The following is a 24,881-nucleotide window of genomic DNA, read 5'->3' on the forward strand; positions in this document are numbered from 1 at the left end:
ACATCTCAACGTGCCAGATGTATTTTTGAATCGTCGTCCACAATCGAATCGATTCAGATAAGGGCTACAACCAGAAACCCCCTGTGCCTCGCGATTTATTTTAGATATCGAAAAAAATATTTTATGTGATGAAGATCCGTAAATTAACTTTGAATTGACAAAATTCCGAAAGAGTAAAAAATGTTGTCACATTCATTTGCAAAGGAAGGTAAATCTTTGCCAAATCAGAGATCTCTCTGATATGTTTAACTCCCGTTTAACAACCAAGGAGTATAGGGCTGCAGCCCGCAGTATGGATCGTCACCGACGTCACTTCAGCATCAGGCCATATAGCGCCTGCCTTCCTGGCATTTTTTGCCGTACCTTTTGTTTGTATTTTCTCGTTTCGCCTGCATTATTTCTGGCGCCGATTAGCTATTCCTTAAGCAGGAGCTTGTCATGGAATTCTTAATGGACCCCTCGATTTGGGCGGGGCTGCTCACGCTTGTCGTCCTTGAAATCGTGCTGGGTATCGATAACCTGGTTTTTATCGCCATCCTTGCCGATAAACTGCCGCCGAAACAACGTGATAAAGCGCGTTTGTTGGGGCTGTCACTGGCGTTGATTATGCGCCTGGGGCTGTTATCGCTGATTTCATGGATGGTCACGCTGACCAAACCACTATTTACCGTAATGGATTTTTCTTTCTCCGGGCGCGATCTGATTATGCTGTTCGGGGGGATATTCTTGCTGTTCAAAGCGACAACCGAGTTGCATGAGCGGCTGGAAAACCGCGATCATGACTCTGGTCACGGTAAAGGTTATGCCAGTTTCTGGGTGGTCGTCACACAGATTGTCATCCTTGACGCTGTCTTCTCGCTGGATGCAGTGATTACTGCCGTAGGGATGGTCAACCATCTACCGGTAATGATGGCTGCGGTAGTGATTGCGATGGCAGTTATGTTGCTGGCATCGAAACCGCTGACGCGATTCGTTAACCAGCATCCAACAGTTGTAGTGCTCTGTTTGAGCTTCCTGTTGATGATTGGTCTGAGTCTCGTAGCTGAAGGTTTTGGTTTCCATATTCCAAAAGGCTACCTGTATGCAGCAATTGGTTTCTCGATCATCATCGAAGTGTTTAACCAGATTGCGCGGCGTAACTTTATTCGCCATCAGTCGACTTTACCGCTGCGTGCGCGTACCGCCGATGCCATTCTGCGTTTGATGGGGGGTAAACGTCAGGCAAATATTCAACACGATGCTGATAACCCGGTGCCAATTCCGGTTCCAGAAGGTGCCTTTGCCGAAGAAGAGCGTTATATGATTAACGGCGTACTGACTTTGGCGTCACGCTCTCTGCGCGGCATTATGACGCCACGCGGTGAGATCAGTTGGGTAGATGCTAACCTTGGCGTTGATGAAATCCGCCAGCAACTGCTCTCTTCACCGCACAGCCTGTTTCCGGTGTGTCGTGGTGAGCTGGATGAAATCATCGGTATCGTGCGTGCCAAAGAACTGCTGGTGGCACTGGAAGTCGGTGTCGACGTGACGGCAATTGCTTCTGCTTCTCCGGCGATAATCGTTCCGGAAACCCTCGACCCGATCAACCTACTGGGCGTGTTGCGTCGTGCTCGCGGTAGTTTTGTTATCGTCACCAACGAGTTTGGTGTGGTGCAAGGTCTGGTTACGCCGCTGGATGTACTGGAAGCCATTGCTGGTGAGTTCCCTGATGCAGATGAAACGCCGGAAATTGTTATCGATGGCGACGGTTGGCTGGTAAAAGGTGGTACAGACTTACATGCCTTACAGCAGGCGCTTGATGTTGAGCACCTTACCGATGATGATGATATTGCGACGGTTGCAGGTCTGGTAATTTCGGCAAATGGTCACATTCCTCGCGCAGGCGACGTGATCGATGTTGGACCGCTGCATATCACCATCGTAGAAGCCAATGATTATCGTGTTGATCTGGTTCGCATTGTTAAAGAGCAACCGGCGCACGATGAAGACGAGTAAGCGTTAACGTAACGGTATAATGGGTGTGATGCGCCCATTATGCCGGGTGGGCGGCGGTTGGCTGCCCGCCAGCCATTTCGGGAAATCACGCAGCGGCATGGGCTGCGCGTACAAATACCCTTGTAAAATATGCACGCCATGACGGCGCAAATACTTCGCTTGTTCTTGCGTTTCCACACCTTCTGCCACCAGTTCAATATTCAGTCTTTGCCCCAACGCGATGATGATATCGGTCACCGTTGAGTTAACCGCGTCAGAACCGATAGCTGCGGTAAATGACTTATCAATTTTCAGCACGTCAGGACGTAACGTTTCCAGCCAGGAAAACGAACTGTTGCCGGTGCCGAAGTCATCAATCGCCAGTTTGACGTTTTTACGATGCAGTTCGCGGGCAATCCGATAATCAACATCCAGTAAGGCATCGCGCTCGGTAATTTCGAGGATTAGTGGCTGAATCGGGTTAGCACTAAACCAGTAACGATTGAGATCTTTTAACAATACGCCACGGCGAAAATGGCTGGGGGCGACGTTAATGCCGATGTGGAACTGGCTGCTCATTGGAAAAACGTGGAGTTGACGGATGGTTTCCATCATCACATAACGGGTAAGCGGCACTATAAGGTGATGTTCTTCCGCAATGGGGATAAAAACATCCGGCGAGATCCATCCCTGACGCGGATTATTCCAGCGCAGCAATATCTCTACACCAATACATTGCTGCGAGCGTGCATTGAGCAGGGGCTGACAAAATAACTCAAATTCGCGCTGCGCCAGCCCGAGATTTATCTCGCGTGAAAAGCTCATTCTATGGGCCGTGGCCAACCATGCGATGTACCCCACCAGTAAACTCAACAGTACCGCTAGTGGAAACTGGCTGGGAAGATATTGCAACGCCAGCGCTGTCGAACCAGGTCCACTAACGCTGATGATAAAAGGAAAATTCTGCGATGAAACCTGGTAACGTTCATTGCCATTAAGCGGAGGTAAAGAATCAACCAGACCATCATCATAGAGTAAATGGCGATCGGCTACCGTCAGGCTGGCCGTTCTTATTTGCGGTAATTGCGGCTCCAGCAACATTGCCATCAACAGGTCGATGTTGATCATCTCCATCACGCCATCTCGACCATTGCCCGGTAAAGGTGTCCACTGAATCAATACCGGGCTGTCTTTAATTAATACGCGGTCGGTAGTTAAGCGTAAAAGGGGCTGCGGCGCGGGTAAATCAGCCTGGATATCTTCAGCAGGAACATTGCGATAACCAAAAATGCTGGAACAATAAAGCGTGCCGTCTTGCACCAGGCCAATTGACCGTACAGTTTGCAGTTTTGCCGCCTGTTTGCGTAAGGGGAGATGGGCGACTGAGCAGGGGAGTCCAATCAGGGGAAGCAGTACGTTGTTACCCGCCTGAAGTGGAAGCAGGACTTTGTCTAATTCCTCAACGGCGTGATTGGCAAAGAGCACTACCCGCTGCTGATTTAAGTTCCGCTGTGAAATAAATCGCACGCTCAGTGTTGCCACAAACGTAAAGAGTGCGCAAATCGTACAAACAATCATTCGATTACGGCGATAGGTTTTAATGATCCGTTGTGCTTTTTGCATGCGGGCCACCCGGTAAGCGTATGGCGACAAACGCCTGACGCAACAGTGGAAGTGTAGTGGGGAAAATTACAGCAGACGAGAAAGCGAGGATAAATTCGCCCATCCGTTGCAGATGGGCGAGGATAAAGTATTAGTCACACTGGACTTTAATCGCCAGACCACCGCGTGAGGTTTCGCGATATTTAGCGTTCATATCCTTTCCTGTTTCGTACATCGTTTCGATGACTTTATCCAGTGAGACGCGTGGTGCACTAGTACGACGCAGAGCCATCCGCGCGGCGTTAATCGCCTTCACTGATGCAATAGCGTTACGTTCAATGCACGGAACCTGAACCTGACCCGCAACCGGGTCGCAAGTCAGACCAAGATTGTGTTCCATGCCAATTTCCGCCGCCACGCAAACCTGTTCAGGGCTACCGCCCAACAGTTCTGCAAGACCCGCCGCAGCCATTGAACAGGCAACGCCCACTTCGCCCTGGCAACCGACTTCCGCACCGGAAATAGACGCGTTCATTTTGTACAGTGCGCCAATCGCTCCGGCCGCCATAAAGTAGCGGGTATAAATATCAGGGCTGACCGATTCAATAAAGTGGTCATAGTATGCCAGCACTGCCGGAACGATGCCGCAAGCACCGTTAGTCGGTGCAGTTACCACACGCCCCCCCGCTGCGTTTTCTTCGTTAACTGCCAGCGCAAACATGTTTACCCAGTCGATGACATTCATCGGATCGTTAGACAGTTTATCGCTGGAAACCAGCATACGGCGCAGGGCAGACGCACGGCGCGGAACACGCAGCGGGCCAGGCAATACGCCTTCGGTGTTCATGCCGCGATCGATACATGCCTGCATGGTTTGCCAGACATGAGCGAAATACTCGTCGATCTCTTTCTTACTGTGCAGCGCCAGTTCGTTCTGCATTGCCAGACCGGAAAGGGAATAACCGGTTTCATTACAGTATGCCAGCAGCTCGGTGGCGGATTTAAACGGATACGGCACGCTCACTTCGTTGGCAGCATCGTGACCAAAATGTTCTTCATCGACGATAAAACCGCCGCCGATGGAATAATAAGTTTTGCTGTAAACAACTGTATCGCCGTTATAGGCGTGGATTTGCATGCCGTTTTCATGCAGCGGCAGGTTACCGTTATGAAAACGCATCCCGTTATCGCGTGGGAAATCCACTTCATGCCGTCCCTGTGCCAGCAGCAGACGTTCGCGCTCTTCTACGTCGCGAATAAAACCGGGAATACTGTCGATATCCACGGTGGCAGGTTCGTTACCTGCAAGACCCATAATAATGGCGATATCGGTGTGGTGGCCTTTACCCGTCAGCGACAGTGAACCATAAACGTCCACGGCAACGCGGGTAACGCTATCCAGTAAGCCTTTTTCGACCAGATCATCGACGAACTGTTTACCCGCCTTCATAGGCCCTACAGTATGGGAAGATGAGGGACCAATCCCCACCTTAAACATGTCGAATAGACTAATCACGATAATACTCCTGACAAGGTGACTGGACTTCCAGTAACGAACGAATAACAGCGCATAGTGTAAGAGGGAACGCGGCGACAGGCTTAACTATTCACATGAATTAAACTAATCAAAAACCGCGATTTAACTAATATTGCGATGATTGTCTCAAGTAGTGTTTTGTAGATGTAAAGATAAGTATAGTCAGGGTTTCACACCAATTTGCAGCGCCAGTTCACGAATTATGCCTGCGGTCATTCCCCATACAAAATACTGTTCGTACCAGGAAAGCCATACCCGATGCGAATCGCCACGGCGGTAGATATCCAAAGGATGATAACGGCCCAAATGTAACGCCTGGGCGAGCGGCATTTCAAATACTGCGGAGACTTCATCTTCACTGGCGCGATACGGTAAATCAGGCGGGATAATGCCGACCACGGGAGTGACCTGGTAGCCCGTTACGCTATCGACAGGGGGTAACACGCCGATAACCTCAACGGCTGAAGGCGGTATGGCGACCTCTTCTTCGGCTTCACGCAGCGCAGCGGCGATAACTGACGCGTCCGTGTCATCGACTGCACCTCCAGGGAATGCGACTTGTCCAGCATGTTTGCGCAGATGAATGGAACGCTGAGTCAGCATCAAGCCCGGTTGCGGTCGGCGGACGATGGGGATTAACACGGCAGCCTGACGATGATTTAAGGTTTCCCGGTTAATTTGCGGACGCAATAGTTGAAATCGCGATAAAAAATCATCAAGCGTCAGGCCACGGTATTCCACGTCTTACTTCTCCAGTTGCTTCAGGATACGATTAACTTTATCAAAAGTTTCCTGATATTCCGCTTCTTCCTGGCTATCAGCAACGATGCCGCCACCAGCGGAACAGTAAATCTGCCCGTTAACCGCCGTTAGCGTGCGGATGGTGATGCTGGTATCCATATTGCCGCAGAAACTTAAATAGCCAATGCTGCCGCACCAGGCATTGCGTCGCTGCGGTTCCAGTTCATCAATAATTTCCATTGCCCGCACTTTCGGCGCGCCAGTTATTGAACCACCAGGAAAAGCCGCGCGCAGCAGATCGCTGGCGTGTAACTGTTCTGGTAGTCGCGCCGTTATGGTGCTGACCAGATGATGCACGGCAGGGAAGGGTTCTACTACAAACAGTTCAGGCACTTTTACTGAGCCTGGTACAGCAACGCGACCGATGTCATTGCGCATTAAATCGACAATCATCAGGTTTTCGGCGCGATCTTTCGGTGAGTTCGCCAGTTTTTCAGCTTGTTTGCTATCTTCCTGAGGATCGGACAAGCGTGGGAGCGTGCCTTTAATCGGGCGGGTCTGGATCTCACCACCATCACAAAGAATAAACCGTTCTGGTGAAAGGCTTAAAATCACACCTTGTTCCAGACGCAGGAAGGCACTGAACGGTGCGCGGTTGGCCTGATTAAGCTGAACGAACGCCTGCCATTCATCGCCAGAATAGGTCGCGTGAAAACGCTGGGCGAGATTCACCTGATAGCAATCGCCGCTGTGCAGATATTCCTGTACCTGGCGAAATTTCTCGCCATACTGCTCGCGGTTCATATTGGATTGCCAGGCAGATGTTAACTGGAAATCTTGCTGTGGTGCTATTTGCTGGCTGTCCAGCCACGCCAGACGAGCATTGATATCACGATGGCTGAGTAGCGAAATACGCTGGCGCTGGTGATCGACGATCAGCGCCCAGTCGTAGATACCAACCGCCATATCAGGCAGGTCGATATCTCTCAGCGCCACTTCCGGCAGTGACTCAAAACGGCGGCCCAGATCGTAGCCAAACAGTCCAAGCGCGCCGCCCTGAAATGGCAAATCACCATTATGCGACGGGTGAATGTTTGCTCGGTTCAGTGCCTGCTGGAGCGCTTTGAGCGGATCGTCAGTGGTCGTTGTGCGGATTTCTCCTTCACATACCCGGGTTTCATTATCGTGAGTGGTTAAAGTGCAAACGGGGTCAGCCACCACAATATCAAAGCGACTATGCGGATGGTCGGCGTAGCCGGAGTGCAACAACATCGCCCACGGCAGGTGGCTTAAGCGGGCAAAATAAAATTCAGCGGCGTCCTGACGCCAGGGTAAAGTAATCACAGCGGGAGATAACGTCTTCATCAGTCCTGACTCTACTGGCTATGTGCCGGGTAGCATGAAATAATTAGCGCCAACAATTTAGCAGGAGTTAACAATGTTTGCAGGTTTACCTTCACTCACCCATGAACAGCAGCAAAAAGCCGTTGAGCGTATTCAGGAACTGATGGCACAGGGGATGAGCAGTGGTCAGGCCATCGCGCTGGTGGCAGAAGAGTTGCGTGCCAACCATTCCGGTGAGCGGATTGTGGCGCGTTTTGAGGATGAAGACGAGTAACACAAAATGATCCGTATCGATTTCGTCACGGATGACGTCCTGTATCTTGATACGGATAGCCTCATCGGCTGGGATTTTTCCGGCATGAACTTACATCGTGCCATTTTTGACGGTATGTGCCTGGACGGCGCGCGTTATGACAATGGTCCGCTGTGTTGAAACAAAAATCACGGGGCCATATCTGTTGATTAATTTTGGCTGTGTTTATGATGACGAGAAAAAAGGACGCTTTTCTGAGGTCAATGAAAGCGTCCGGATTGATTTTTAAAGCTGGAGTTTTAACTCACACAAGGGCTTTAAGTTCTTCCTGCATATAAGACGAGAAGTATTCAGGGTTTTTAATCACCACGCGTTCGCCAGAATCCATCTTTTTTGCCCATCCCACCATTTTTTCCGTGAATCCAGGATTCCAGCCTTCCTGTTCAGCTCGCGCAGTAATATCGGCGGTACTCGCGGGGACTCCCAGGTCATGCAAATATTTAAATATTCCTTTCGCCGTACTTTCATTCATCGAGCTTGGTGTTGATGCTGATACATCCATGGCACTAATGAAATCCAGGGCTTTATCTATTGCAGCAGGCATATTCTTGTCCTTAAATTAACCACGTTTTCGATAAGGCTATATATGACCTTAAATTGCATCTAATATCAAAGGGATTATAACGATATCTCATTAGTTAACCTGTTGACATTCAGGTATTTTAAAGGTAGCAGGTCATGGCGGGTTTTCTAGTGATATGGCAAAAAATTAACGGTAAATCGCCGCGCTCCAGCCAGATTGTTAAGGGCAGAAAAGTCAGAGTAAACGGCTCGGGGAGTTAACAGAATGGTTTAATTTGGGAGATTAATATCATTTTTGTATAGATGCAGTTGAAATCATAAAAATAAGTTACCTGACGGATTTCATTATTTATCTAAAGTATCCTCTTAAACACTGGCCGATTTGTTTATAACCGACCAGTATTTTCGAACAATTATCGTCTGATTTTTACTTTGATAGAATTCTTTTTCAGGAATTAAACCGCAGCGATAATCTTAATTTCAACCTTGTACTGCGGATTCATCAGCCCCGCCTGCACCGTGCAGCGCACCGGCGCGTGACCCGCTACAACCCAGGCATCCCATGCTTTATTCATTGCCGCAAAGTCGTTTTTATCGGCAAGGAAAATGGTGGCATCCAGAATGCTCGATTTATTGCTGCCCTGTTTTTCCAGCACGGCGTCAATTTGCGCCAGCGTGTTGGCGGTTTGTTCAAAAGCATCGGCATCGAGGTTTTCTGGTACGCCAGTGTAGTAGAGCGTGTTGTTGTGGATCACCACATCAGACCAGCGGGCTTCAGCGTCGATACGAACGATAGTCATCATTATGTCCTCATTAACTTTCCATTTTTGTGCTGCAAAGACTGCCACAATGTGAGGTTGCCGTCACCACTTCAACTGGCGAAAACCAGCCTGGCCTGACATAATCCCTGTTCAAATCAACAGGGGGTAGTGTGACGGACGATTTTGCACCAGACGGTCAACTGGCGAAAGCGATACCTGGTTTTAAGCCGCGTGAACCACAGCGACAGATGGCAGTCGCTGTGACCCAGGCGATAGAAAAAAGCCAGCCGCTGGTGGTGGAAGCGGGAACCGGTACGGGTAAAACCTATGCCTACCTTGCTCCTGCACTGCGGGCGAAAAAGAAAGTCATAATCTCAACTGGCTCAAAAGCGTTGCAGGATCAGCTCTACAGCCGCGATTTGCCGACGGTGGCAAAGGCGCTGAAATACACTGGCAACGTGGCGTTGCTGAAAGGGCGCTCAAACTACCTCTGCCTCGAACGACTGGAACAGCAGGCACTGGCGGGCGGAGATTTGCCAGTACAAACCTTAAGCGATGTGATCCTCCTGCGTTCATGGTCAAATCAGACGGTAGATGGCGATATCAGCACCTGCGTTAGCGTGGCGGAAGACTCGCAGGCGTGGCCGCTGGTCACCAGCACCAACGACAACTGTCTTGGCAGCGACTGCCCGATGTATAAAGATTGCTTTGTGGTCAAAGCGCGTAAAAAAGCGATGGATGCTGATGTGGTTGTGGTGAACCATCATCTGTTTCTGGCGGATATGGTGGTTAAAGAAAGTGGATTTGGCGAGTTGATCCCGGAAGCAGACGTGATGATCTTCGACGAAGCCCACCAGCTGCCGGACATTGCCAGCCAGTACTTTGGACAGTCGCTCTCCAGCCGACAACTGCTCGATCTGGCAAAAGACATCACCATCGCCTATCGCACCGAATTAAAAGACACTCAACAGTTACAAAAATGCGCCGACCGTCTTGCCCAGAGCGCGCAGGATTTTCGTCTGCAACTCGGCGAGCCAGGTTATCGCGGTAATCTGCGCGAACTGTTAGCCAACCCACAAATTCAGCGGGCGTTTTTACTGCTCGATGACACCCTTGAACTCTGTTACGACGTGGCGAAACTGTCTTTGGGGCGTTCCGCCTTGCTGGATGCGGCATTTGAACGCGCCACGTTATATCGTACACGTCTGAAGCGGTTGAAAGAGATCAACCAACCAGGCTACAGCTACTGGTACGAATGCACTTCGCGCCATTTTACTTTGGCGCTCACGCCGCTCAGCGTGGCGGATAAATTTAAAGAGCTAATGGCGCAAAAGCCCGGAAGCTGGATCTTTACCTCGGCAACGTTGTCGGTGAATGACGATCTGCATCATTTCACCTCGCGGCTCGGCATCGAACAGGCCGAGTCGTTGCTGTTACCCAGCCCCTTTGATTACAGCCGCCAGGCGTTACTCTGTGTGCCGCGCAACCTGCCGCAAACCAATCAACCAGGTTCCGCACGGCAACTGGCAGCAATGTTGCGACCGATCATCGAAGCCAACAACGGTCGTTGTTTTATGCTTTGCACCTCGCACGCCATGATGCGCGATCTGGCTGAGCAGTTCCGCGCCACCATGACGCTTCCCGTATTGTTGCAGGGGGAAACCAGCAAAGGGCAATTGTTGCAGCAATTTGTCAGTGCCGGTAACGCGCTTCTTGTGGCAACCAGCAGCTTCTGGGAAGGGGTGGACGTGCGTGGCGATACATTGTCATTGGTGATTATCGACAAATTGCCATTTACCTCGCCGGATGACCCACTGTTAAAAGCGCGCATGGAAGATTGCCGTTTGCGTGGTGGTGACCCGTTCGATGAAGTGCAACTACCAGATGCCGTCATTACTCTCAAACAGGGAGTAGGGCGACTGATTCGCGACGCCGACGATCGCGGCGTGCTGGTGATTTGCGACAATCGGTTGGTGATGCGCCCTTATGGCGCTACTTTCCTTGCCAGCCTGCCGCCCGCGCCGCGTACCCGTGATATTGCCCGTGCGGTTCGTTTCCTTGCGATACCATCCTCCAGGTAATTTGTGATGGAGTATGGTATGATGCGCGCCTTTTTATTGATCTAAGCACGAAGACCCATGCGAATTCTGGCTATCGATACCGCGACAGAGGCCTGCTCTGTCGCCCTGTGGAACGACGGTACTGTCAATGCTCATTTCGAGCTTTGCCCACGTGAACATACTCAACGAATCTTACCGATGGTGCAGGATATCCTGACCGCCAGCGGAACCTCCCTGACTGACATTAACGCTCTGGCTTACGGGCGCGGCCCCGGTAGTTTCACCGGCGTACGCATCGGTATTGGCATCGCGCAAGGACTGGCACTTGGTGCGGAGCTACCGATGATTGGCGTCTCCACGCTAATGACGATGGCGCAAGGGGCGTGGCGCAAAAACGGCGCAACCCGCGTGCTGGCAGCCATTGACGCGCGAATGGGCGAAGTTTACTGGGCCGAATATCAGCGTGATGAAAACGGTGTCTGGCACGGTGAAGAAACCGAAGCCGTACTCAAACCAGAACTCGTTCATGAACGGATGCAACAGCTTTCCGGTGAATGGGCGACCGTGGGTACAGGCTGGCAAGCCTGGCCGGATCTCGGTAAAGAAAGCGGTCTGGTTTTACGCGACGGAGAAGTATTACTGCCCGCTGCAGAAGATATGCTGCCGATTGCCTGTCAGATGTTTGTCGAGGGTAAAACGGTGGCGGTGGAACATGCCGAGCCGGTTTATTTGCGTAACAACGTCGCATGGAAGAAACTTCCGGGCAAAGAATGAATCTTAAGAGTATGCCCTGAGAAAAAAGGAGTCGCATCATGGCGGTTCAAAACAATGTTATCAAAGGCATACTGGCAGGTACGTTTGCGCTAATACTGAGCGGTTGTGTCACTGTGCCGGACGCCATTAAAGGCAGTAGCCCAACGCCGCAACAAGATTTAGTTCGGGTGATGAATGCGCCGCAGCTGTACGTTGGTCAGGAAGCGCGATTTGGCGGTAAAGTGGTTGCGGTGCAAAACCAGCAAGGGAAAACCCGCCTGGAGATTGCCACTGTACCACTCGATAGCGGAGCAAGACCGACGCTGGGAGAACCGTCGCGTGGGCGCATTTATGCCGATGTGAATGGTTTTCTTGATCCGGTCGATTTCCGAGGCCAGCTGGTGACAGTTGTCGGGCCAATCACCGGTACGGTTGACGGAAAAATCGGCAACACGCCATATAAATTTATGGTAATGCAGGCAACGGGTTACAAACGTTGGCATTTAACCCAGCAGGTGATTATGCCGCCACAGCCGATTGATCCCTGGTTTTATGGTGGGCGAGGCTGGCCCTATGGCTACGGCGGATGGGGCTGGTATAATCCCGGCCCCGCGAGAGTACAAACAGTTGTAACTGAATAATTGCTTGTTTTTAAAGAAAAAGAAACAGCGGCTGGTCCGCTGTTTCTGCATTCTTACGGTAAAGATAAAAATAAATAGTGACGCGCTTCGCAACCTTTTCGTTGGGTAATTATCAAGCTGGTAAGATGAGTTAATATTATGTTAACAACATGTTTATCACTTGGGGTTGCGATGACGACGAACACGCATTTTAGAGGTGAAGAATTGAAGAAGGTTTGGCTTAACCGTTATCCCGCGGACGTTCCGACGGAGATCAACCCTGACCGTTATCAATCTCTGGTAGATATGTTTGAGCAGTCGGTCACGCGCTACGCCGATCAGCCCGCGTTTATGAATATGGGGGAGGTAATGACCTTCCGCAAGCTGGAAGAACGCAGTCGCGCGTTTGCCGCTTATTTGCAACAAGGGTTGGGGCTGAAGAAAGGCGATCGCGTTGCGCTGATGATGCCTAACTTATTGCAATATCCAGTGGCGCTGTTCGGCATTTTGCGCGCCGGGATGATTGTCGTAAACGTCAACCCGTTGTATACCCCGCGCGAGCTTGAGCATCAGCTCAATGACAGCGGCGCATCGGCGATTGTTATCGTGTCTAACTTCGCTCACACCCTGGAAAAAGTGGTTGATAAAACTGCAGTCCAGCACGTTATTCTGACCCGTATGGGCGATCAACTTTCTACGGCAAAAGGCACGGTAGTCAATTTCGTTGTTAAATACATCAAGCGTCTGGTGCCGAAATACCATCTGCCAGATGCCATTTCATTTCGTAGCGCCCTGCATAACGGCTACCGGATGCAGTACGTCAAACCCGAACTGGTGCCGGAAGATTTAGCTTTCCTGCAATATACCGGCGGCACCACAGGCGTGGCGAAAGGCGCGATGCTGACTCACCGCAATATGCTGGCGAACCTGGAACAGGTCAACGCCACCTATGGGCCGTTGCTGCATCCAGGTAAAGAACTGGTAGTAACGGCACTGCCGCTCTATCACATTTTTGCACTGACCATTAACTGTCTGCTGTTTATTGAACTGGGCGGGCAGAACCTGCTTATTACTAACCCACGTGATATTCCGGGGCTGGTGAAAGAGCTGGCGAAATATCCGTTTACCGCTATCACCGGCGTAAACACCTTGTTCAATGCGTTGCTGAACAATAAAGAGTTCCAGCAACTGGATTTCTCCAGTCTGCACCTTTCCGCAGGCGGTGGGATGCCTGTTCAACAAGTGGTGGCAGAACGCTGGGTGAAACTGACCGGACAGTATCTGCTGGAAGGTTATGGCCTGACCGAGTGCGCGCCGCTGGTCAGCGTTAACCCGTATGATATTGATTATCATAGCGGTAGCATCGGTTTGCCGGTACCGTCGACGGAAGCCAAACTGGTGGATGACGACGACAACGAAGTACCACCGGGTCAACCGGGTGAGCTTTGTGTCAAAGGACCGCAGGTGATGCTGGGGTACTGGCAGCGTCCGGATGCTACCGATGAGATCATCAAAAATGGCTGGTTACACACTGGCGACATCGCGGTGATGGATGAAGAAGGATTCCTGCGTATTGTCGATCGCAAAAAAGACATGATTCTGGTTTCCGGTTTTAACGTTTATCCCAACGAGATTGAAGATGTCGTCATGCAGCATCCTGGCGTACAGGAAGTCGCGGCGGTTGGCGTACCTTCCGGCTCCAGTGGTGAAGCGGTGAAAATCTTCGTAGTGAAAAAAGATCCATCGCTTACCGAAGAGTCACTGGTGACCTTTTGTCGCCGTCAGCTCACGGGCTACAAAGTACCGAAGCTGGTGGAGTTTCGTGATGAGTTACCGAAATCTAACGTCGGAAAAATTTTGCGACGAGAATTACGTGACGAAGCGCGCGGCAAAGTGGACAATAAAGCCTGAGCGTTAAGTCAGTCGTCAGACGCCGGTTAATCCGGCGTTTTTTTTGACGCCCACTAAAGAGAATACAATTTGAATTACCAAATGATTACCACGGACGATGCGCTGGCTTCTTTGTGTGAAGCCGTCCGTGCCTTTCCGGCGATAGCCCTGGATACTGAATTTGTTCGTACGCGCACTTATTACCCGCAGCTGGGGTTGATTCAACTTTTCGATGGCGAGCATCTGGCGCTAATCGATCCGCTCGGGATCACCGACTGGTCACCGCTGAAAGCGATCCTGCGTGATCCGTCCATTACCAAATTTCTCCATGCGGGCAGTGAGGATCTGGAAGTGTTCCTCAATGTCTTTGGCGAATTACCACAACCCCTAATTGACACGCAAATCCTCGCTGCTTTCTGCGGACGCCCGATGTCGTGGGGATTTGCTTCCATGGTGGAAGAGTACACCGGCGTTACGCTCGACAAGAGTGAATCGCGCACCGACTGGTTGGCAAGACCGCTAACCGAACGTCAATGCGAATACGCGGCAGCGGACGTCTGGTATTTGTTACCGATCACCGCAAAGCTAATGGTAGAAACGGAAGCCTCTGGCTGGTTACCTGCGGCACTGGATGAATGCCGCCTGATGCAAATGCGTCGTCAGGAAGTCGTTGCGCCGGAAGATGCCTGGCGTGATATCACCAATGCCTGGCAGTTACGCACACGCCAACTGGCCTGTCTGCAACTGTTAGCCGACTGGCGCCTGCGTAAAGCGCGGGAGCGCGATCTGGCGGTTAACTTTGTCGTGCGTGAAGAGCATTTGTGGTCGGTGGCGCGTTATATGCCGGGGAGTTTGGGCGAGCTGGGCAGTCTGGGTTTATCCGGTAGCGAAATCCGCTTTCACGGTAAAACGCTGTTGGCGCTGGTGGAAAAAGCGCAGGCATTGCCGGAAGAGGCCTTACCGCAGCCGATGCTTAACCTGATGGATATGCCCGGTTATCGCAAAGCGTTTAAAGCGATTAAGTCGCTGATCACTGACGTGAGCGAAACACACAAGATCAGCGTCGAATTGCTGGCATCGCGTCGGCAAATCAACCAACTGCTGAATTGGCACTGGAAACTGAAACCGCAGAACAATTTGCCGGAGCTGATTTCCGGCTGGCGCGGTGAGCTGATGGCGGAAGCATTACACAATTTATTGCAGGAATATCCGCAATAAAACCTCCCTGAGCCGGACAGGTGCGTCCGGCTTCAGGCAAACTACAAATCCAACACCAGGCGTTTACCCTTCGCGCGTGAACAACAGATCAACATACTTTGCTGGCTGGCGCGTTCTTCATCGCTAAAATACTGGTCCCGATGGTCAGCTTCACCTTCCAGAATCGCCGTTTCGCAGGTCCCGCATACCCCTTCACGACATAAACATTCCACTTTTGCCGCTTTATTATTTTCAATAACCTGCAAAATGCTCATCTCTTCCGGCACCACAAACTCTTTACCGGAACGGGCGAGCACTAGTGTAAACGCATCGCCGGTTTTGTCTTCAATAGCAAACTGCTCAAAATGCAGCGTATCGGCGGCGATGTCCAGACGTGCAGCTTCACTTCTTACCGCTTCATTTAGCGCCTCGGGGCCACAGGTATAAACGTGTGTGCCAGGTTCGATATCCGCCAATAATCGCGCTAATTCAAGTCGCGTTCCGATCGATGAGTGATGAAAATGGATTTTATCAGTCTGCGGATGCTGGACTAGCTCATCACGAAATGCGCAACTTTCTGGATTTCGCGAGCAGTAATGTAGCTGCCAGTCGACGTCGCTGTGTTGCAACTCTGCCATATGCGACAGGAAAGGGGTGATACCAATACCGCCCGCGATAAACAGATGCTTTCTGGCCGAGGGAATTAGCGCAAACAGATTATTAGGCGTCGAAATGGTCAACTGATCGCCAGCTTTCACCTGCTGATGCAAAAAGCGCGAACCACCGCGCGAGTTTTCTTCCAGTCGAACGGCAATCTGATAATGTGTTGTATCGAGCGGCGAACTCAGCAGCGAATACGCATTGCTGTACTGGTTATCACCATCGCTCATCTGCACAATGACGTGACTTCCTCCGGTGAACGCAGGTAATGGTTTGCCATCGGTTGTCACCAGCGTGAAGCGTTTCACCTGCTCGGTAAGCGGTTCTACCTGACTCACCTGTACTTCAAACATTTGATAGTCTGACATTGCTGTACTCCATCAAAAATCAGCCCGGCGGCGGAATAGACCGCCGCCGATGTCATTAGTCCTTAAATACCTGCGCCAGCAGATTATGGAAATGGGCGATACCGTGTTCGGAAATCCCGCTACCGCTACTGTCGGCCATGATGCGCCCCTGACCACGATAGCCACGCGATTTCAGCCCTTTCTGTACGCTTTCAACCAGACGTAAATCCTCCGGACGGAACACATCGCGATACCACTCAATCAGCGATTTTTGCTCGTCGGTTAACTCTTCATTGGTGAAGTAAATATCGTAGTTTTGCAGGGTGGTTTCAGAATCCACCGGGAATTCATAAATGACCGTCATCATCCCTTTGATCGGTGTGACGTTCAGCATAGTGCACGGCCACAGCCAGAAACCGTGGAATGCCGCATCCGTACCCTCTTCAAATTTAAACGACTGTTCTGACGGTTTGGCGAAACCGTATTGCAGTGTCCAGTTGCCGTGCATGGTGTGCCAGTAACGATCAACCTGAACGGAGTCGGAGAAACCTGGATGCGCCGGACCACAGTGATAGCACTCGAGATAGTTATCGACAATGTTCTTCCAGTTGGCAGGCGTGCGGGTGGTAAAGCGGGCCGCCAGTTTCAGGTCGTGGACTTCCGGGCAGGCTTCCAGCACTTTCGCGCCCAGACCGGGTAACTGATCTTCTACGCTGGTGGCGTTGGGGTCCATGTTGATGAAGACGAATCCGGCATATTCTTCCAGACGCACCGGGACCAGTTGCGCTTTGTCGCTGTCGAAATTAGCGACGTTTTCACAGTTACGTGCGTGGGCCAGGTTGCCATCGAGTTTGAATGCCCATGCGTGATACGGACAGGTAATCACATTTTTTGCTTTTCCTTCACCGCTCAACAACTGATGACCACGGTGCGGACACACGTTATAGAACGCGCGCAAAACCTTATCACGACCGCGTACCAGAACAATGCTTTCGCCAATGATCTCACGCGTCACGTAATCATTCGCATTCGCCAGTTCGCTACTGTGAGCGACGCAAATCCAGCTTTTGGCGAAGACGTTTTCTTTTTCGTGTTCAAAGGCGCTCTGATCGGTATAAAAACGGGCAGGAATGGTCCACGCCTCCTGCGGGTTAGCGCAAAAATTTTCGGGTAGTACAAAGTCAGGGCTCAGATTGCTCATAGGGATACCTTTATCGTTAGGATGATGGCGTTCAGTTGTCGCCTTTGAATACCGTTCCTGCCGGGATCAGCGGATCTTTTTCCGATGCTTCTACCGGTGTCTGCGGGAGATAATGTTCAACTTGATGAGCCGGAATGTCGGCGTAATCCTGTTTCAGCCAGCGAAGAAATCCGCCGACTTTCACCAGTAAAATGACGAGGAAGGGAAGGGCTGTGAGCACGACGGTGGTTTTCATTGTTTCCAGCGACGCGCCGGTGAACAGAATTGAAAGCGGGATCAGTGTGATCACCACGCACCAGAAAAGACGCAGCCCACGGTCAGGATCGTCACCTTCCTGGAGATTTCGCGTACTGGTCGCCGCCATGGTGTAGGCCACCGCATCCATATGCGAGGCAAGGAAAATAATCATCACGCCCAGGTATGCGGCGAGGAACAATTTACCGGCTGGCAACGACATCAGAACTTGTTGAACGGCAGTTTCACCGCCCAGTGTTTCCAGCACCTGTGGGACGTTGATTACGCCATTGATAAACTGATGAATGGCATAGCTTTCCATTACACCGAAGAAGAACCAGCAACCGACGGTGCTGCCGAGGATCAGTCCCCAGATAACTTCTTTAATCTTACGACCGCGGGAAACGCGAGTGACAAACATTGCTACGCCAGGGGTGTATGAGATCCACCACAGCCAGTAGAAAACGGTCCAGTTGCGGGTAAATGAACCATCGCCAAGCGGATCGGTAAATAAGCTCATTTGCAGGAAGTTTTGCGTGGTCAGGCCGATGGCATTGATGATGCTGTTGGTAATAAATTCGGTTGGGCCGACAATCAGAACCAGCAATGGCAGCAGGAAGGCGCCCCAGCCAACCATTTTGCTCAGACGTTGCAAACCGTTGTTGATACCAATCCACGAGCTAAGGCAAAAAATGCCGCCGGAAAGCAGGATCACAAATGCCTGCACGGTGAAGTTATCCGGTAAACCGGTCAGCGCGGAAAGCCCACGGGTAAAGGTTGCGGCGGTGACGACCAGGGAAATGGTCAGTGCGCCGACAGTGGCGATCAGGAACATCAAATCGACCAGTTTTCCCCACGGACCTTGCGGGCGAACGCCGGTAATAGCAGCAATAATGCCGGAAAGGCTCAGCCCTTTATTTTTCCGCACATGAAAGTGGTAAGCCATGATTAATGAGGCCAGCGTATAAGTTGCCCAGGCGCTGATGCCCCAATGGAAGAAGGAGTAGGGAACGCTAAATTCGAGTGCCTGTTGTGAACGCGGCGCGATATTTAAACCAGGCGTTTGATAATAATAGGCCCACTCAGCAACCCCCCAATAAAGCGTAGAAGAACCTAAACCGGCACAAATAAACATAAACAGCCAGGAGAGCGTGCTGTATTCCGGTTTTCCTTCGCCAAGACGAATATTGCCGTATTTACTGGTGGCTAAATAAATCACCAGTCCCATTGCCAGCAAAACCAATACCTGTACGGCGGAACCTAACGTACGCGTGACAAAAGTGAATATTGCGTTGGCCGCGTCGGCCGATTGTTGTGGGAAAAGGCTTAATGCAGCTGCGATGAAAAGAATGGCCACCAGGCTGATGCTTATCAGCGGCACATCTTTTTTCTTAACATTGCTCATCATGAGTCATCTCCTGGGCATAAAAGCCCGTCTCTGGCTTTTGCCAGTTGTAATTATGTGCAGGGTAATGAATTGCATGTTGTGTTTAACAAATTGATTATTTACATGCTACATAAATTAAACAATTAAGAATACGGAAAGCCATAAAACACGAAACGGAAACAATAAAAGGTGAAATGACGCAGGTTATTTACTGAAGAGAATGAATAAAAAAACCGCGTCAGTGACGCGGTTCAAATAAACTGGTTTGACCTTAACGCAAAATAATTTTGCAAATCGCGTCGGCAACCTGTGGCGTGGTGGCATTGCCTTTCATATCGGGTGTTTTCGGCCCGTGAGCAATCACTTCTTCAATCGCTGCCAGAATAGCGTTATGCGCTTGCTGGAAACGCTCATCGCCATTGCCGAGGAAATCGAGCATCATTGCACCGGCCCAAATCGTGGCGATAGGGTTAGCAATATTTTTCCCGTAGATATCCGGCGCGGAACCGTGGACAGGCTCGAAGAGCGACGGGAAAGTACGTTCCGGATTCAGGTTGGCGGATGGGGCAATGCCGATGGTGCCGGTGCAGGCCGGGCCAAGATCGGAAAGAATATCGCCAAACAAATTGGATGCCACCACCACGTCAAAACGTTCTGGTTGCATCACAAAGCGCGCGCAGAGAATATCAATATGCTGCTTGTCCCAGCGGATCGCCGGGTAATTTTCTGCCATTGCTTCCACGCGTTCGTCCCAGTACGGCATGCTGATGGCTAAACCGTTCGATTTAGTGGCAGAAGTTAGCGTCTTACGTGGGCGGCTTTGTGCAAGTTCAAAGGCATAACGCAAAATACGGTCGACGCCACGGCGGGTAAATACCGATTCCTGGATGACAACCTCATGCTCCGTTCCTTCGTTTAGCCGTCCACCCAGAGACGAGTATTCGCCTTCCGTGTTCTCGCGCACTACGTAAAAATCGATATCGCCAGGCTGTTTCCCCGCCAGTGGGCAAGGTACGCCTGGAAAGAGGCGGACCGGACGCAGGTTAACGTATTGGTCAAATTCACGGCGAAATTTCAGCAGCGATCCCCATAACGAAATATGGTCCGGAACGGTATCCGGCCAGCCGACGGCACCAAAGTAGATAGCGTCGAAACTGCTGAGTTGTTCATGCCAGTCGTCCGGCATCATTTTGCCGTGATGGCTGTAATATTCGCAACTTGCCCATTCCATCTGCTCAAAGCTTAAGGCAAAGCCCCAGCGTTCAGCGGCAGCCTGTAACACACGAATCCCTTCAGGAAGGACTTCTTTGCCGATTCCATCCCCGGGTATTGCAGCGATCCGAAACGTTTTCATCATTGGGTTCTCACTTCCTGACCATCAAAATTGACAATACCCTCATCCTATAATTGACTGAAAAGGAATTAATCCCCGCAACTGGTGAAACATAAAACACGAATCATGAATAATTTACCGCTGCTGAACGATTTGCGCGTCTTTATGCTGGTGGCTCGCCGGGCTGGTTTTGCTGCTGTAGCAGAAGAAATGGGTGTTTCTCCGGCTTTCGTTAGCAAGCGTATCGCCTTACTGGAACAAACGCTGAACGTGGTGTTATTACACCGCACCACTCGTCGCGTGACGATCACCGAAGAAGGTGAGCGGATTTATGAGTGGGCGCAGCGCATATTGCAGGATGTCGGGCAGATGATGGATGAACTCTCCGACGTGCGCCTCGTGCCACAAGGGATGTTGCGTGTTATCAGTAGTTTTGGGTTTGGACGGCGAGTTGTAGCTCCGGCATTATCGGCGCTGGCAAAGGCTTATCCGCAACTGGAATTACGCTTTGACGTGGAAGACAGACTGGTCGACCTGGTTAATGAAGGCGTCGATCTCGATATTCGTATTGGTGATGACATTGCACCTAACTTAATCGCCCGCAAACTGGCGACCAATTACCGTATCCTCTGCGCATCGCCGGAATTTATTGCACAACATGGTGCGCCGAAACATTTCACGGACCTTTCAGCGTTACCTTGTCTGGTTATAAAAGAGCGCGATCATCCATTTGGCGTCTGGCAATTGCGCAATAAAGAAGGAAACCACGCCATTAAAGTCACCGGCCCGCTATCGTCTAATCATGGTGAAATAGTGCATCAATGGTGTCTCGATGGTCAGGGGATTGCGCTGCGATCCTGGTGGGATGTCAGCGAAAATATTGCCAGTGGTCATTTGGTGCAGGTACTACCGGAGTATTATCAGCCCGCGAATGTCTGGGCGGTGTATGTATCCAGGCTGGCAACATCAGCGAAGGTGCGGATAACGGTAGAGTTTTTACGCCAGTATTTTGCCGAACACTACCCGAGTTTTTCACTGGATCACGCCTGATTAATGATTCAATTATCGGGTTATTATCAGGTTAAAACCTGATTTTCTCCTTTCTAAGCCACTACAGATTGGTTAGCATATTCACCTTTAATCGCGCATTTCCCAAAGAAAATTAAAGAGGTTAACGTGTTCGCTGAATATGGGGTTCTGAATTACTGGACCTATCTGGTTGGGGCCATTTTTATCGTGCTGGTGCCTGGGCCGAATACTTTGTTTGTGCTTAAAAATAGCGTCAGCAGTGGAGTGAAAGGTGGTTATCTTGCAGCCTGCGGCGTATTTATTGGTGATGCGGTATTAATGTTTCTGGCGTGGGCAGGTGTGGCAACGTTGATTAAGACCACACCGATATTATTCAACATCGTACGTTATCTTGGCGCGTTTTATTTGCTCTATCTTGGGGGTAAAATTCTTTACGCCACCCTGAAGGGCAACAATAGCGAGGCCAAATCGGATGAACCGCAATATGGCGCTATTTTCAAGCGCGCACTAATATTGAGCCTGACCAACCCGAAAGCTATTTTATTCTACGTGTCATTTTTCGTGCAATTTATCGACGTTAATGCGCCACATACGGGTATTTCGTTCTTTATTCTGGCGATGACACTTGAGATAGTCAGCTTCTGTTATTTGAGCTTCCTGATTATTTCCGGCGCCTTTGTCACGCAGTACATTCGCACTAAAAAGAAACTGGCAAAACTAGGCAACTCTCTGATTGGTTTGATGTTTGTCGGTTTTGCCGCTCGACTAGCGACGCTGCAATCTTAATGCTTTCTGCCCGCGATGCCGCGGGCTTCCCTCCTGAACGCTACCGCGCCTGGACGTTGACTCAGTGCTAAAAAGTAACCAATAAATGGTATTTAAAATGCAAATTATCAGGCGTACCCTGAAACGGCTGGAATAAACGGTTTTCAGCGCATTTACCGAAGGAGGGAGAAGGATGCTACAAATCCCACAGAATTACATTCATACACGCTCAACACCTTTCTGGAATAAACAAACCGCACCTGCCGGAATATTCGAACGTCATCTTGATAAAGGAACTCGTCCCGGGGTTTACCCTCGATTGTCCGTTATGCATGGGGCGGTCAAATATCTCGGCTATGCTGATGAACACAGCACAGAACCTGATCAGGTGATCCTTATCGAAGCGGGGCAATTTGCGGTGTTCCCGCCGGAAAAATGGCACAACATTGAAGCCATGACTGACGATACTTATTTCAACATCGACTTCTTCGTTGCCCCTGAAGTCCTGATGGAAGGCGCAAAACAACGGAAAGTCATTCATACCGGGAGATGAATTATGGGCAAAGCAACGTATACCGTAACCGTCACCAATAACAGTAATGGTGTCTCTGTTGATTACGAAACAGAGACACCGATGACATTGCTGGTGCCAGAAGTTGCGGCGGAAGTGTTAAAAGATCTTGTTAACACGGTGCGCTCTTATGACACAGAAAACGAACATGATGTTTGTGGCTGGTAATTTTACCTGATAGAAAAATTCGCTATTTTATGCGCCATCGCAAAAAAAATATGCGTGATGCTCATCACAATTTTTACTTCTTTGATGTTGTGCTATGCTTTTTATTAGCGACCAACTCGCTAATACAAAACAGATAAGGAAGGATAAAATGGGCATTCTGTCATGGATTATTTTTGGGCTTATTGCTGGTATTCTGGCTAAGTGGATTATGCCAGGTAAAGATGGTGGTGGATTCTTCATGACTATCCTGTTGGGGATTGTCGGCGCCGTGGTCGGCGGATGGATCAGTACACTGTTTGGTTTTGGTAAAGTCGATGGCTTTAACTTTGGCAGCTTCGTGGTTGCGGTGATCGGTGCGCTTGTCGTGCTGTTTATCTACAGAAAAGTCAAAAGCTAACGCTGAAATAAAACAAAGGCTGCTTTTTCGCAGCCTTTGCTATTTTTACAGATGCAGTGTTACCACCATCCTAACTCGGTACCAAGGACGACAATAATCGCAACACCCATCATAATAATCGTTGTTTTTTTCATCTTTATGCTCCCGGGGCAGCATAGCCGCCAATAAAAAACCACGCTAAAAATACGACTGCCGTAATAAAGATTACGACAGGGAAAATAATACCGATTCGCATGTTATCACCAATCAAAAGGATTTGAATACGCCTCAGGAATCCAGAGCTGAATGCGCGACAAAAGGTTTTTTCTCTTTGTGTTTTTTCTCCTGGTACATTGCGATATCTGCGGCATGCAGGGCGCTGTCGGCATCAGTTGTTTCAGGATCCACTTCAATAATGCCGAGGCTGGCGCCAGGATAAAACAAGTCAACATCACCTAAGTGATATTCACCGCGTATTTGCTGCTGAATACGCTCACGCAATGACGGGATATCGGCATTTTCATCGGCCAGCGACGCGACCAAAAATTCATCACCGCCGAGACGACCAATAATCTCGCTATTCTGATGTAGTGTGTTAAGGCGCTGGCCAACCTGAATAAGAAACAGATCGCCGCTATTATGACCAAAACGGTCATTGATTAATTTGAAGTTATCCAGATCGATAAAGGCAATAATTGCTTTACGTTTCAGATGCCGCGCGAGAGAAAACAGTGTCGTCAGATTATCAAAAATTGCCCTTCGATTCGGCAGTCCCGTCAAAGAGTCAGTATAGGATTGCGCAATCAACGCCGCATTAGCTTCACGCAATTGCTCAACCAGCGCCTCTTTTTGGATGTATTGTGTAATAAGCCCGGCGAATAACTGCAAAACTTGCTCCGCGCGTTCGCTCCACGGGCGTTTCTCGCTGCTGGCGGCGCAAAGCGTGCCGTAGAATGAGCCATCCGGTAAGTGAATCGGCGTGCTCAGAAATGTCGTGATCCCAAGATTGCGTGCCGCAATGCAGTCGCCCCAACGGTCAGGGACTTCATCGCTGAAAAAACAGTTCTCATCAATTGCGCGTTTGCACAATGAGTGATCCCAGGAAACGGTAAAATTCTCCGGGATGTGCATTTTCTGGCTATTACGGGCATACAAAATGTGTTGCAGGCGCGCGTCAATATCCACTTTTGTCAGATACGTCGACTCCATGTCGGTAACCATTTCTAGCATCTCCAGAAGTTGCCGGACCAGACTTTCCAGAGACTGTTCCGAGACGAGTGACTGCGAGACGCGGGCAATGATCTGATCTGACACGAAAGAACTCCAGGTGGTGGTAGGTAAAATGCTGAATATTTAATCTTTACAGGCATGATAAAACATCATCAACAAAGATGAAACCAGACGTAATATATTTCGAATGAATGTAAAAGAAATAGTGCTGCAAAACATAACGATACCGCGATACTCTAAAGTGTAGATAAACGAGTGAGATCACT

27 protein-coding genes are annotated in these 24,881 nt (G+C 50.2%); 14 read left to right on the forward strand and 13 right to left on the reverse strand.

Going from position 1 to position 24,881, the window contains the following annotated elements; translation table 11 throughout:
* Nucleotides 1–292 precede the first annotated feature (292 nt).
* Nucleotides 293–451, forward strand: a complete 159-nt coding sequence (locus FEK50_RS24730) for a hypothetical protein (RefSeq protein WP_276320326.1) — start codon at nucleotides 293–295, stop codon at nucleotides 449–451.
* Nucleotides 439–1,995, forward strand: coding sequence for a CNNM family cation transport protein YoaE (gene yoaE, locus FEK50_RS10965; RefSeq protein ID WP_131161137.1), 1,557 nt, complete (start codon nucleotides 439–441; stop codon nucleotides 1,993–1,995). The genes FEK50_RS24730 and yoaE overlap by 13 nt, the downstream gene beginning before the upstream one ends.
* 3 nt (nucleotides 1,996–1,998) lie before the next feature.
* On the opposite strand, the gene FEK50_RS10970 is transcribed toward yoaE, so the two are convergent.
* From FEK50_RS10970 to pabB, 4 genes are all read right to left on the reverse strand, one after another.
* On the reverse strand, nucleotides 1,999–3,597 hold the full coding sequence (locus FEK50_RS10970) for a cyclic diguanylate phosphodiesterase (RefSeq protein WP_131161138.1): 1,599 nt from the start codon (nucleotides 3,595–3,597) through the stop codon (nucleotides 1,999–2,001).
* Nucleotides 3,598–3,727: 130 nt separating this feature from the next.
* The gene (sdaA, locus tag FEK50_RS10975) at nucleotides 3,728–5,092 is read right to left on the reverse strand and encodes an L-serine ammonia-lyase (protein WP_130208430.1); all 1,365 of its coding nucleotides are present in this window, start codon (nucleotides 5,090–5,092) and stop codon (nucleotides 3,728–3,730) included.
* Nucleotides 5,093–5,275: 183 nt separating this feature from the next.
* Entirely contained in the window at nucleotides 5,276–5,854 is a 579-nt protein-coding gene (locus FEK50_RS10980) for a CoA pyrophosphatase (RefSeq protein WP_131161139.1), read from the reverse strand.
* Between the two features lie 3 nt (nucleotides 5,855–5,857).
* On the reverse strand, nucleotides 5,858–7,219 hold the full coding sequence (pabB, locus tag FEK50_RS10985; RefSeq protein ID WP_131161140.1) for an aminodeoxychorismate synthase component 1: 1,362 nt from the start codon (nucleotides 7,217–7,219) through the stop codon (nucleotides 5,858–5,860).
* A gap of 73 nt (nucleotides 7,220–7,292) precedes the next feature.
* Here pabB and FEK50_RS10990 point away from each other — a divergent pair, with 73 nt between their 5' ends.
* Together FEK50_RS10990 and FEK50_RS10995 are read left to right on the forward strand one after the other, a co-directional pair.
* On the forward strand, nucleotides 7,293–7,472 hold the full coding sequence (locus FEK50_RS10990) for a YoaH family protein (RefSeq protein ID WP_000457334.1): 180 nt from the start codon (nucleotides 7,293–7,295) through the stop codon (nucleotides 7,470–7,472).
* 6 nt (nucleotides 7,473–7,478) lie between these two features.
* Complete coding sequence (locus FEK50_RS10995; protein WP_240731140.1) at nucleotides 7,479–7,631, forward strand: hypothetical protein; 153 nt, start codon at nucleotides 7,479–7,481, stop codon at nucleotides 7,629–7,631.
* A 124-nt stretch (nucleotides 7,632–7,755) separates the two neighbouring features.
* On the opposite strand, the gene FEK50_RS11000 is transcribed toward FEK50_RS10995, so the two are convergent.
* Together FEK50_RS11000 and FEK50_RS11005 are read right to left on the reverse strand one after the other, a co-directional pair.
* Nucleotides 7,756–8,055 (reverse strand): DUF1889 family protein, encoded by a 300-nt coding sequence (locus FEK50_RS11000; RefSeq protein WP_130208426.1) that lies wholly within the window; start codon nucleotides 8,053–8,055, stop codon nucleotides 7,756–7,758.
* 433 nt (nucleotides 8,056–8,488) lie between these two features.
* Nucleotides 8,489–8,833 (reverse strand): RidA family protein, encoded by a 345-nt coding sequence (locus tag FEK50_RS11005; RefSeq protein ID WP_010376144.1) that lies wholly within the window; start codon nucleotides 8,831–8,833, stop codon nucleotides 8,489–8,491.
* 131 nt (nucleotides 8,834–8,964) lie between these two features.
* On the opposite strand from FEK50_RS11005, the gene FEK50_RS11010 reads away from it, so the two are divergent.
* From FEK50_RS11010 to rnd, 5 genes are all read left to right on the forward strand, one after another.
* Nucleotides 8,965–10,875, forward strand: a complete 1,911-nt coding sequence (locus FEK50_RS11010; protein ID WP_130208424.1) for an ATP-dependent DNA helicase — start codon at nucleotides 8,965–8,967, stop codon at nucleotides 10,873–10,875.
* Between the two features lie 57 nt (nucleotides 10,876–10,932).
* The gene (tsaB, locus tag FEK50_RS11015; RefSeq protein WP_130259890.1) at nucleotides 10,933–11,628 is read left to right on the forward strand and encodes a tRNA (adenosine(37)-N6)-threonylcarbamoyltransferase complex dimerization subunit type 1 TsaB; all 696 of its coding nucleotides are present in this window, start codon (nucleotides 10,933–10,935) and stop codon (nucleotides 11,626–11,628) included.
* 38 nt (nucleotides 11,629–11,666) lie between these two features.
* Entirely contained in the window at nucleotides 11,667–12,248 is a 582-nt protein-coding gene (gene yeaY, locus FEK50_RS11020; protein ID WP_130218769.1) for a Slp family lipoprotein YeaY, read from the forward strand.
* Nucleotides 12,249–12,452: 204 nt separating this feature from the next.
* Nucleotides 12,453–14,138: a long-chain-fatty-acid--CoA ligase FadD gene (fadD, locus tag FEK50_RS11025; RefSeq protein WP_130259889.1), complete on the forward strand. Its 1,686-nt coding sequence runs from the start codon at nucleotides 12,453–12,455 to the stop codon at nucleotides 14,136–14,138.
* 81 nt (nucleotides 14,139–14,219) lie between these two features.
* Nucleotides 14,220–15,335, forward strand: a complete 1,116-nt coding sequence (gene rnd, locus FEK50_RS11030) for a ribonuclease D (RefSeq protein ID WP_131161141.1) — start codon at nucleotides 14,220–14,222, stop codon at nucleotides 15,333–15,335.
* A gap of 41 nt (nucleotides 15,336–15,376) precedes the next feature.
* Here the strand turns inward: rnd and yeaX are convergent, their stop codons facing one another.
* The 4 genes from yeaX to dmlA form a co-directional block, all read right to left on the reverse strand.
* The gene (gene yeaX, locus FEK50_RS11035; RefSeq protein WP_131161142.1) at nucleotides 15,377–16,342 is read right to left on the reverse strand and encodes a carnitine monooxygenase reductase subunit YeaX; all 966 of its coding nucleotides are present in this window, start codon (nucleotides 16,340–16,342) and stop codon (nucleotides 15,377–15,379) included.
* 55 nt (nucleotides 16,343–16,397) lie between these two features.
* On the reverse strand, nucleotides 16,398–17,522 hold the full coding sequence (gene yeaW / locus FEK50_RS11040) for a carnitine monooxygenase, oxygenase subunit YeaW (RefSeq protein WP_130208412.1): 1,125 nt from the start codon (nucleotides 17,520–17,522) through the stop codon (nucleotides 16,398–16,400).
* A gap of 31 nt (nucleotides 17,523–17,553) precedes the next feature.
* Nucleotides 17,554–19,164, reverse strand: coding sequence for a BCCT family transporter YeaV (yeaV, locus tag FEK50_RS11045; protein ID WP_130259886.1), 1,611 nt, complete (start codon nucleotides 19,162–19,164; stop codon nucleotides 17,554–17,556).
* A 250-nt stretch (nucleotides 19,165–19,414) separates the two neighbouring features.
* Nucleotides 19,415–20,500: a multifunctional D-malate/3-isopropylmalate/tartarate dehydrogenase gene (dmlA, locus tag FEK50_RS11050; RefSeq protein ID WP_131161143.1), complete on the reverse strand. Its 1,086-nt coding sequence runs from the start codon at nucleotides 20,498–20,500 to the stop codon at nucleotides 19,415–19,417.
* A gap of 102 nt (nucleotides 20,501–20,602) precedes the next feature.
* On the opposite strand from dmlA, the gene dmlR reads away from it, so the two are divergent.
* The 5 genes from dmlR (at nucleotide 20,603) to FEK50_RS11075 (ending at nucleotide 23,406) form a co-directional block, all read left to right on the forward strand.
* Nucleotides 20,603–21,526 carry a DNA-binding transcriptional regulator DmlR gene (gene dmlR, locus FEK50_RS11055; protein ID WP_130208406.1) on the forward strand — a complete coding sequence of 308 codons (924 nt, stop codon included), beginning with the start codon at nucleotides 20,603–20,605 and terminating at the stop codon, nucleotides 21,524–21,526.
* Between the two features lie 126 nt (nucleotides 21,527–21,652).
* Nucleotides 21,653–22,291 carry a leucine efflux protein LeuE gene (gene leuE, locus FEK50_RS11060; RefSeq protein WP_130208404.1) on the forward strand — a complete coding sequence of 213 codons (639 nt, stop codon included), beginning with the start codon at nucleotides 21,653–21,655 and terminating at the stop codon, nucleotides 22,289–22,291.
* Between the two features lie 181 nt (nucleotides 22,292–22,472).
* On the forward strand, nucleotides 22,473–22,823 hold the full coding sequence (yeaR, locus tag FEK50_RS11065) for a DUF1971 domain-containing protein YeaR (RefSeq protein WP_240725503.1): 351 nt from the start codon (nucleotides 22,473–22,475) through the stop codon (nucleotides 22,821–22,823).
* A 3-nt stretch (nucleotides 22,824–22,826) separates the two neighbouring features.
* A complete protein-coding gene (locus FEK50_RS11070; protein ID WP_064529220.1) occupies nucleotides 22,827–23,009 on the forward strand; it encodes a DUF1869 domain-containing protein in 183 nt (60 codons plus the stop codon).
* 148 nt (nucleotides 23,010–23,157) lie between these two features.
* Nucleotides 23,158–23,406 carry a GlsB/YeaQ/YmgE family stress response membrane protein gene (locus tag FEK50_RS11075; RefSeq protein WP_064529219.1) on the forward strand — a complete coding sequence of 83 codons (249 nt, stop codon included), beginning with the start codon at nucleotides 23,158–23,160 and terminating at the stop codon, nucleotides 23,404–23,406.
* Nucleotides 23,407–23,465: 59 nt separating this feature from the next.
* On the opposite strand, the gene yoaJ is transcribed toward FEK50_RS11075, so the two are convergent.
* Genes yoaJ through FEK50_RS11090 form a run of 3 tightly spaced genes read right to left on the reverse strand, consistent with a single transcriptional unit; the run spans nucleotide 23,466 to nucleotide 24,699 of the window.
* Nucleotides 23,466–23,540 carry a protein YoaJ gene (gene yoaJ / locus FEK50_RS11080; RefSeq protein ID WP_001386836.1) on the reverse strand — a complete coding sequence of 25 codons (75 nt, stop codon included), beginning with the start codon at nucleotides 23,538–23,540 and terminating at the stop codon, nucleotides 23,466–23,468.
* A 2-nt stretch (nucleotides 23,541–23,542) separates the two neighbouring features.
* A complete protein-coding gene (locus FEK50_RS11085) occupies nucleotides 23,543–23,641 on the reverse strand; it encodes a YoaK family small membrane protein (protein ID WP_001219350.1) in 99 nt (32 codons plus the stop codon).
* 32 nt (nucleotides 23,642–23,673) lie between these two features.
* The gene (locus tag FEK50_RS11090) at nucleotides 23,674–24,699 is read right to left on the reverse strand and encodes a sensor domain-containing diguanylate cyclase (RefSeq protein WP_130259884.1); all 1,026 of its coding nucleotides are present in this window, start codon (nucleotides 24,697–24,699) and stop codon (nucleotides 23,674–23,676) included.
* Nucleotides 24,700–24,881: the final 182 nt, after the last annotated feature.

The sequence above is a fragment of the Escherichia sp. E2586 genome (genome assembly GCF_005781105.1).
Taxonomy (GTDB): Bacteria; Pseudomonadota; Gammaproteobacteria; order Enterobacterales; family Enterobacteriaceae; genus Escherichia.

Bases quoted from the DNA above. Each gene is read 5' to 3' on its own strand.
- yeaV (WP_130259886.1), bottom strand. From the start codon at position 19,164: ATGATGAGCAATGTTAAGAAAAAAGATGTGCCGCTGATAAGCATCAGC.
- FEK50_RS11075 (WP_064529219.1), top strand. From the start codon at position 23,158: ATGGGCATTCTGTCATGGATTATTTTTGGGCTTATTGCTGGTATTCTG.
- FEK50_RS11085 (WP_001219350.1), bottom strand. From the start codon at position 23,641: ATGCGAATCGGTATTATTTTCCCTGTCGTAATCTTTATTACGGCAGTC.
- FEK50_RS10970 (WP_131161138.1), bottom strand. From the start codon at position 3,597: ATGCAAAAAGCACAACGGATCATTAAAACCTATCGCCGTAATCGAATG.
- dmlR (WP_130208406.1), top strand. From the start codon at position 20,603: ATGAATAATTTACCGCTGCTGAACGATTTGCGCGTCTTTATGCTGGTG.
- yeaY (WP_130218769.1), top strand. From the start codon at position 11,667: ATGGCGGTTCAAAACAATGTTATCAAAGGCATACTGGCAGGTACGTTT.
- pabB (WP_131161140.1), bottom strand. From the start codon at position 7,219: ATGAAGACGTTATCTCCCGCTGTGATTACTTTACCCTGGCGTCAGGAC.
- rnd (WP_131161141.1), top strand. From the start codon at position 14,220: ATGATTACCACGGACGATGCGCTGGCTTCTTTGTGTGAAGCCGTCCGT.
- yoaE (WP_131161137.1), top strand. From the start codon at position 439: ATGGAATTCTTAATGGACCCCTCGATTTGGGCGGGGCTGCTCACGCTT.
- FEK50_RS11005 (WP_010376144.1), bottom strand. From the start codon at position 8,833: ATGACTATCGTTCGTATCGACGCTGAAGCCCGCTGGTCTGATGTGGTG.
- FEK50_RS10990 (WP_000457334.1), top strand. From the start codon at position 7,293: ATGTTTGCAGGTTTACCTTCACTCACCCATGAACAGCAGCAAAAAGCC.
- FEK50_RS10995 (WP_240731140.1), top strand. From the start codon at position 7,479: ATGATCCGTATCGATTTCGTCACGGATGACGTCCTGTATCTTGATACG.
- FEK50_RS11000 (WP_130208426.1), bottom strand. From the start codon at position 8,055: ATGCCTGCTGCAATAGATAAAGCCCTGGATTTCATTAGTGCCATGGAT.
- tsaB (WP_130259890.1), top strand. From the start codon at position 10,933: ATGCGAATTCTGGCTATCGATACCGCGACAGAGGCCTGCTCTGTCGCC.
- dmlA (WP_131161143.1), bottom strand. From the start codon at position 20,500: ATGATGAAAACGTTTCGGATCGCTGCAATACCCGGGGATGGAATCGGC.
- yeaX (WP_131161142.1), bottom strand. From the start codon at position 16,342: ATGTCAGACTATCAAATGTTTGAAGTACAGGTGAGTCAGGTAGAACCG.
- FEK50_RS11070 (WP_064529220.1), top strand. From the start codon at position 22,827: ATGGGCAAAGCAACGTATACCGTAACCGTCACCAATAACAGTAATGGT.
- yeaW (WP_130208412.1), bottom strand. From the start codon at position 17,522: ATGAGCAATCTGAGCCCTGACTTTGTACTACCCGAAAATTTTTGCGCT.
- FEK50_RS24730 (WP_276320326.1), top strand. From the start codon at position 293: ATGGATCGTCACCGACGTCACTTCAGCATCAGGCCATATAGCGCCTGC.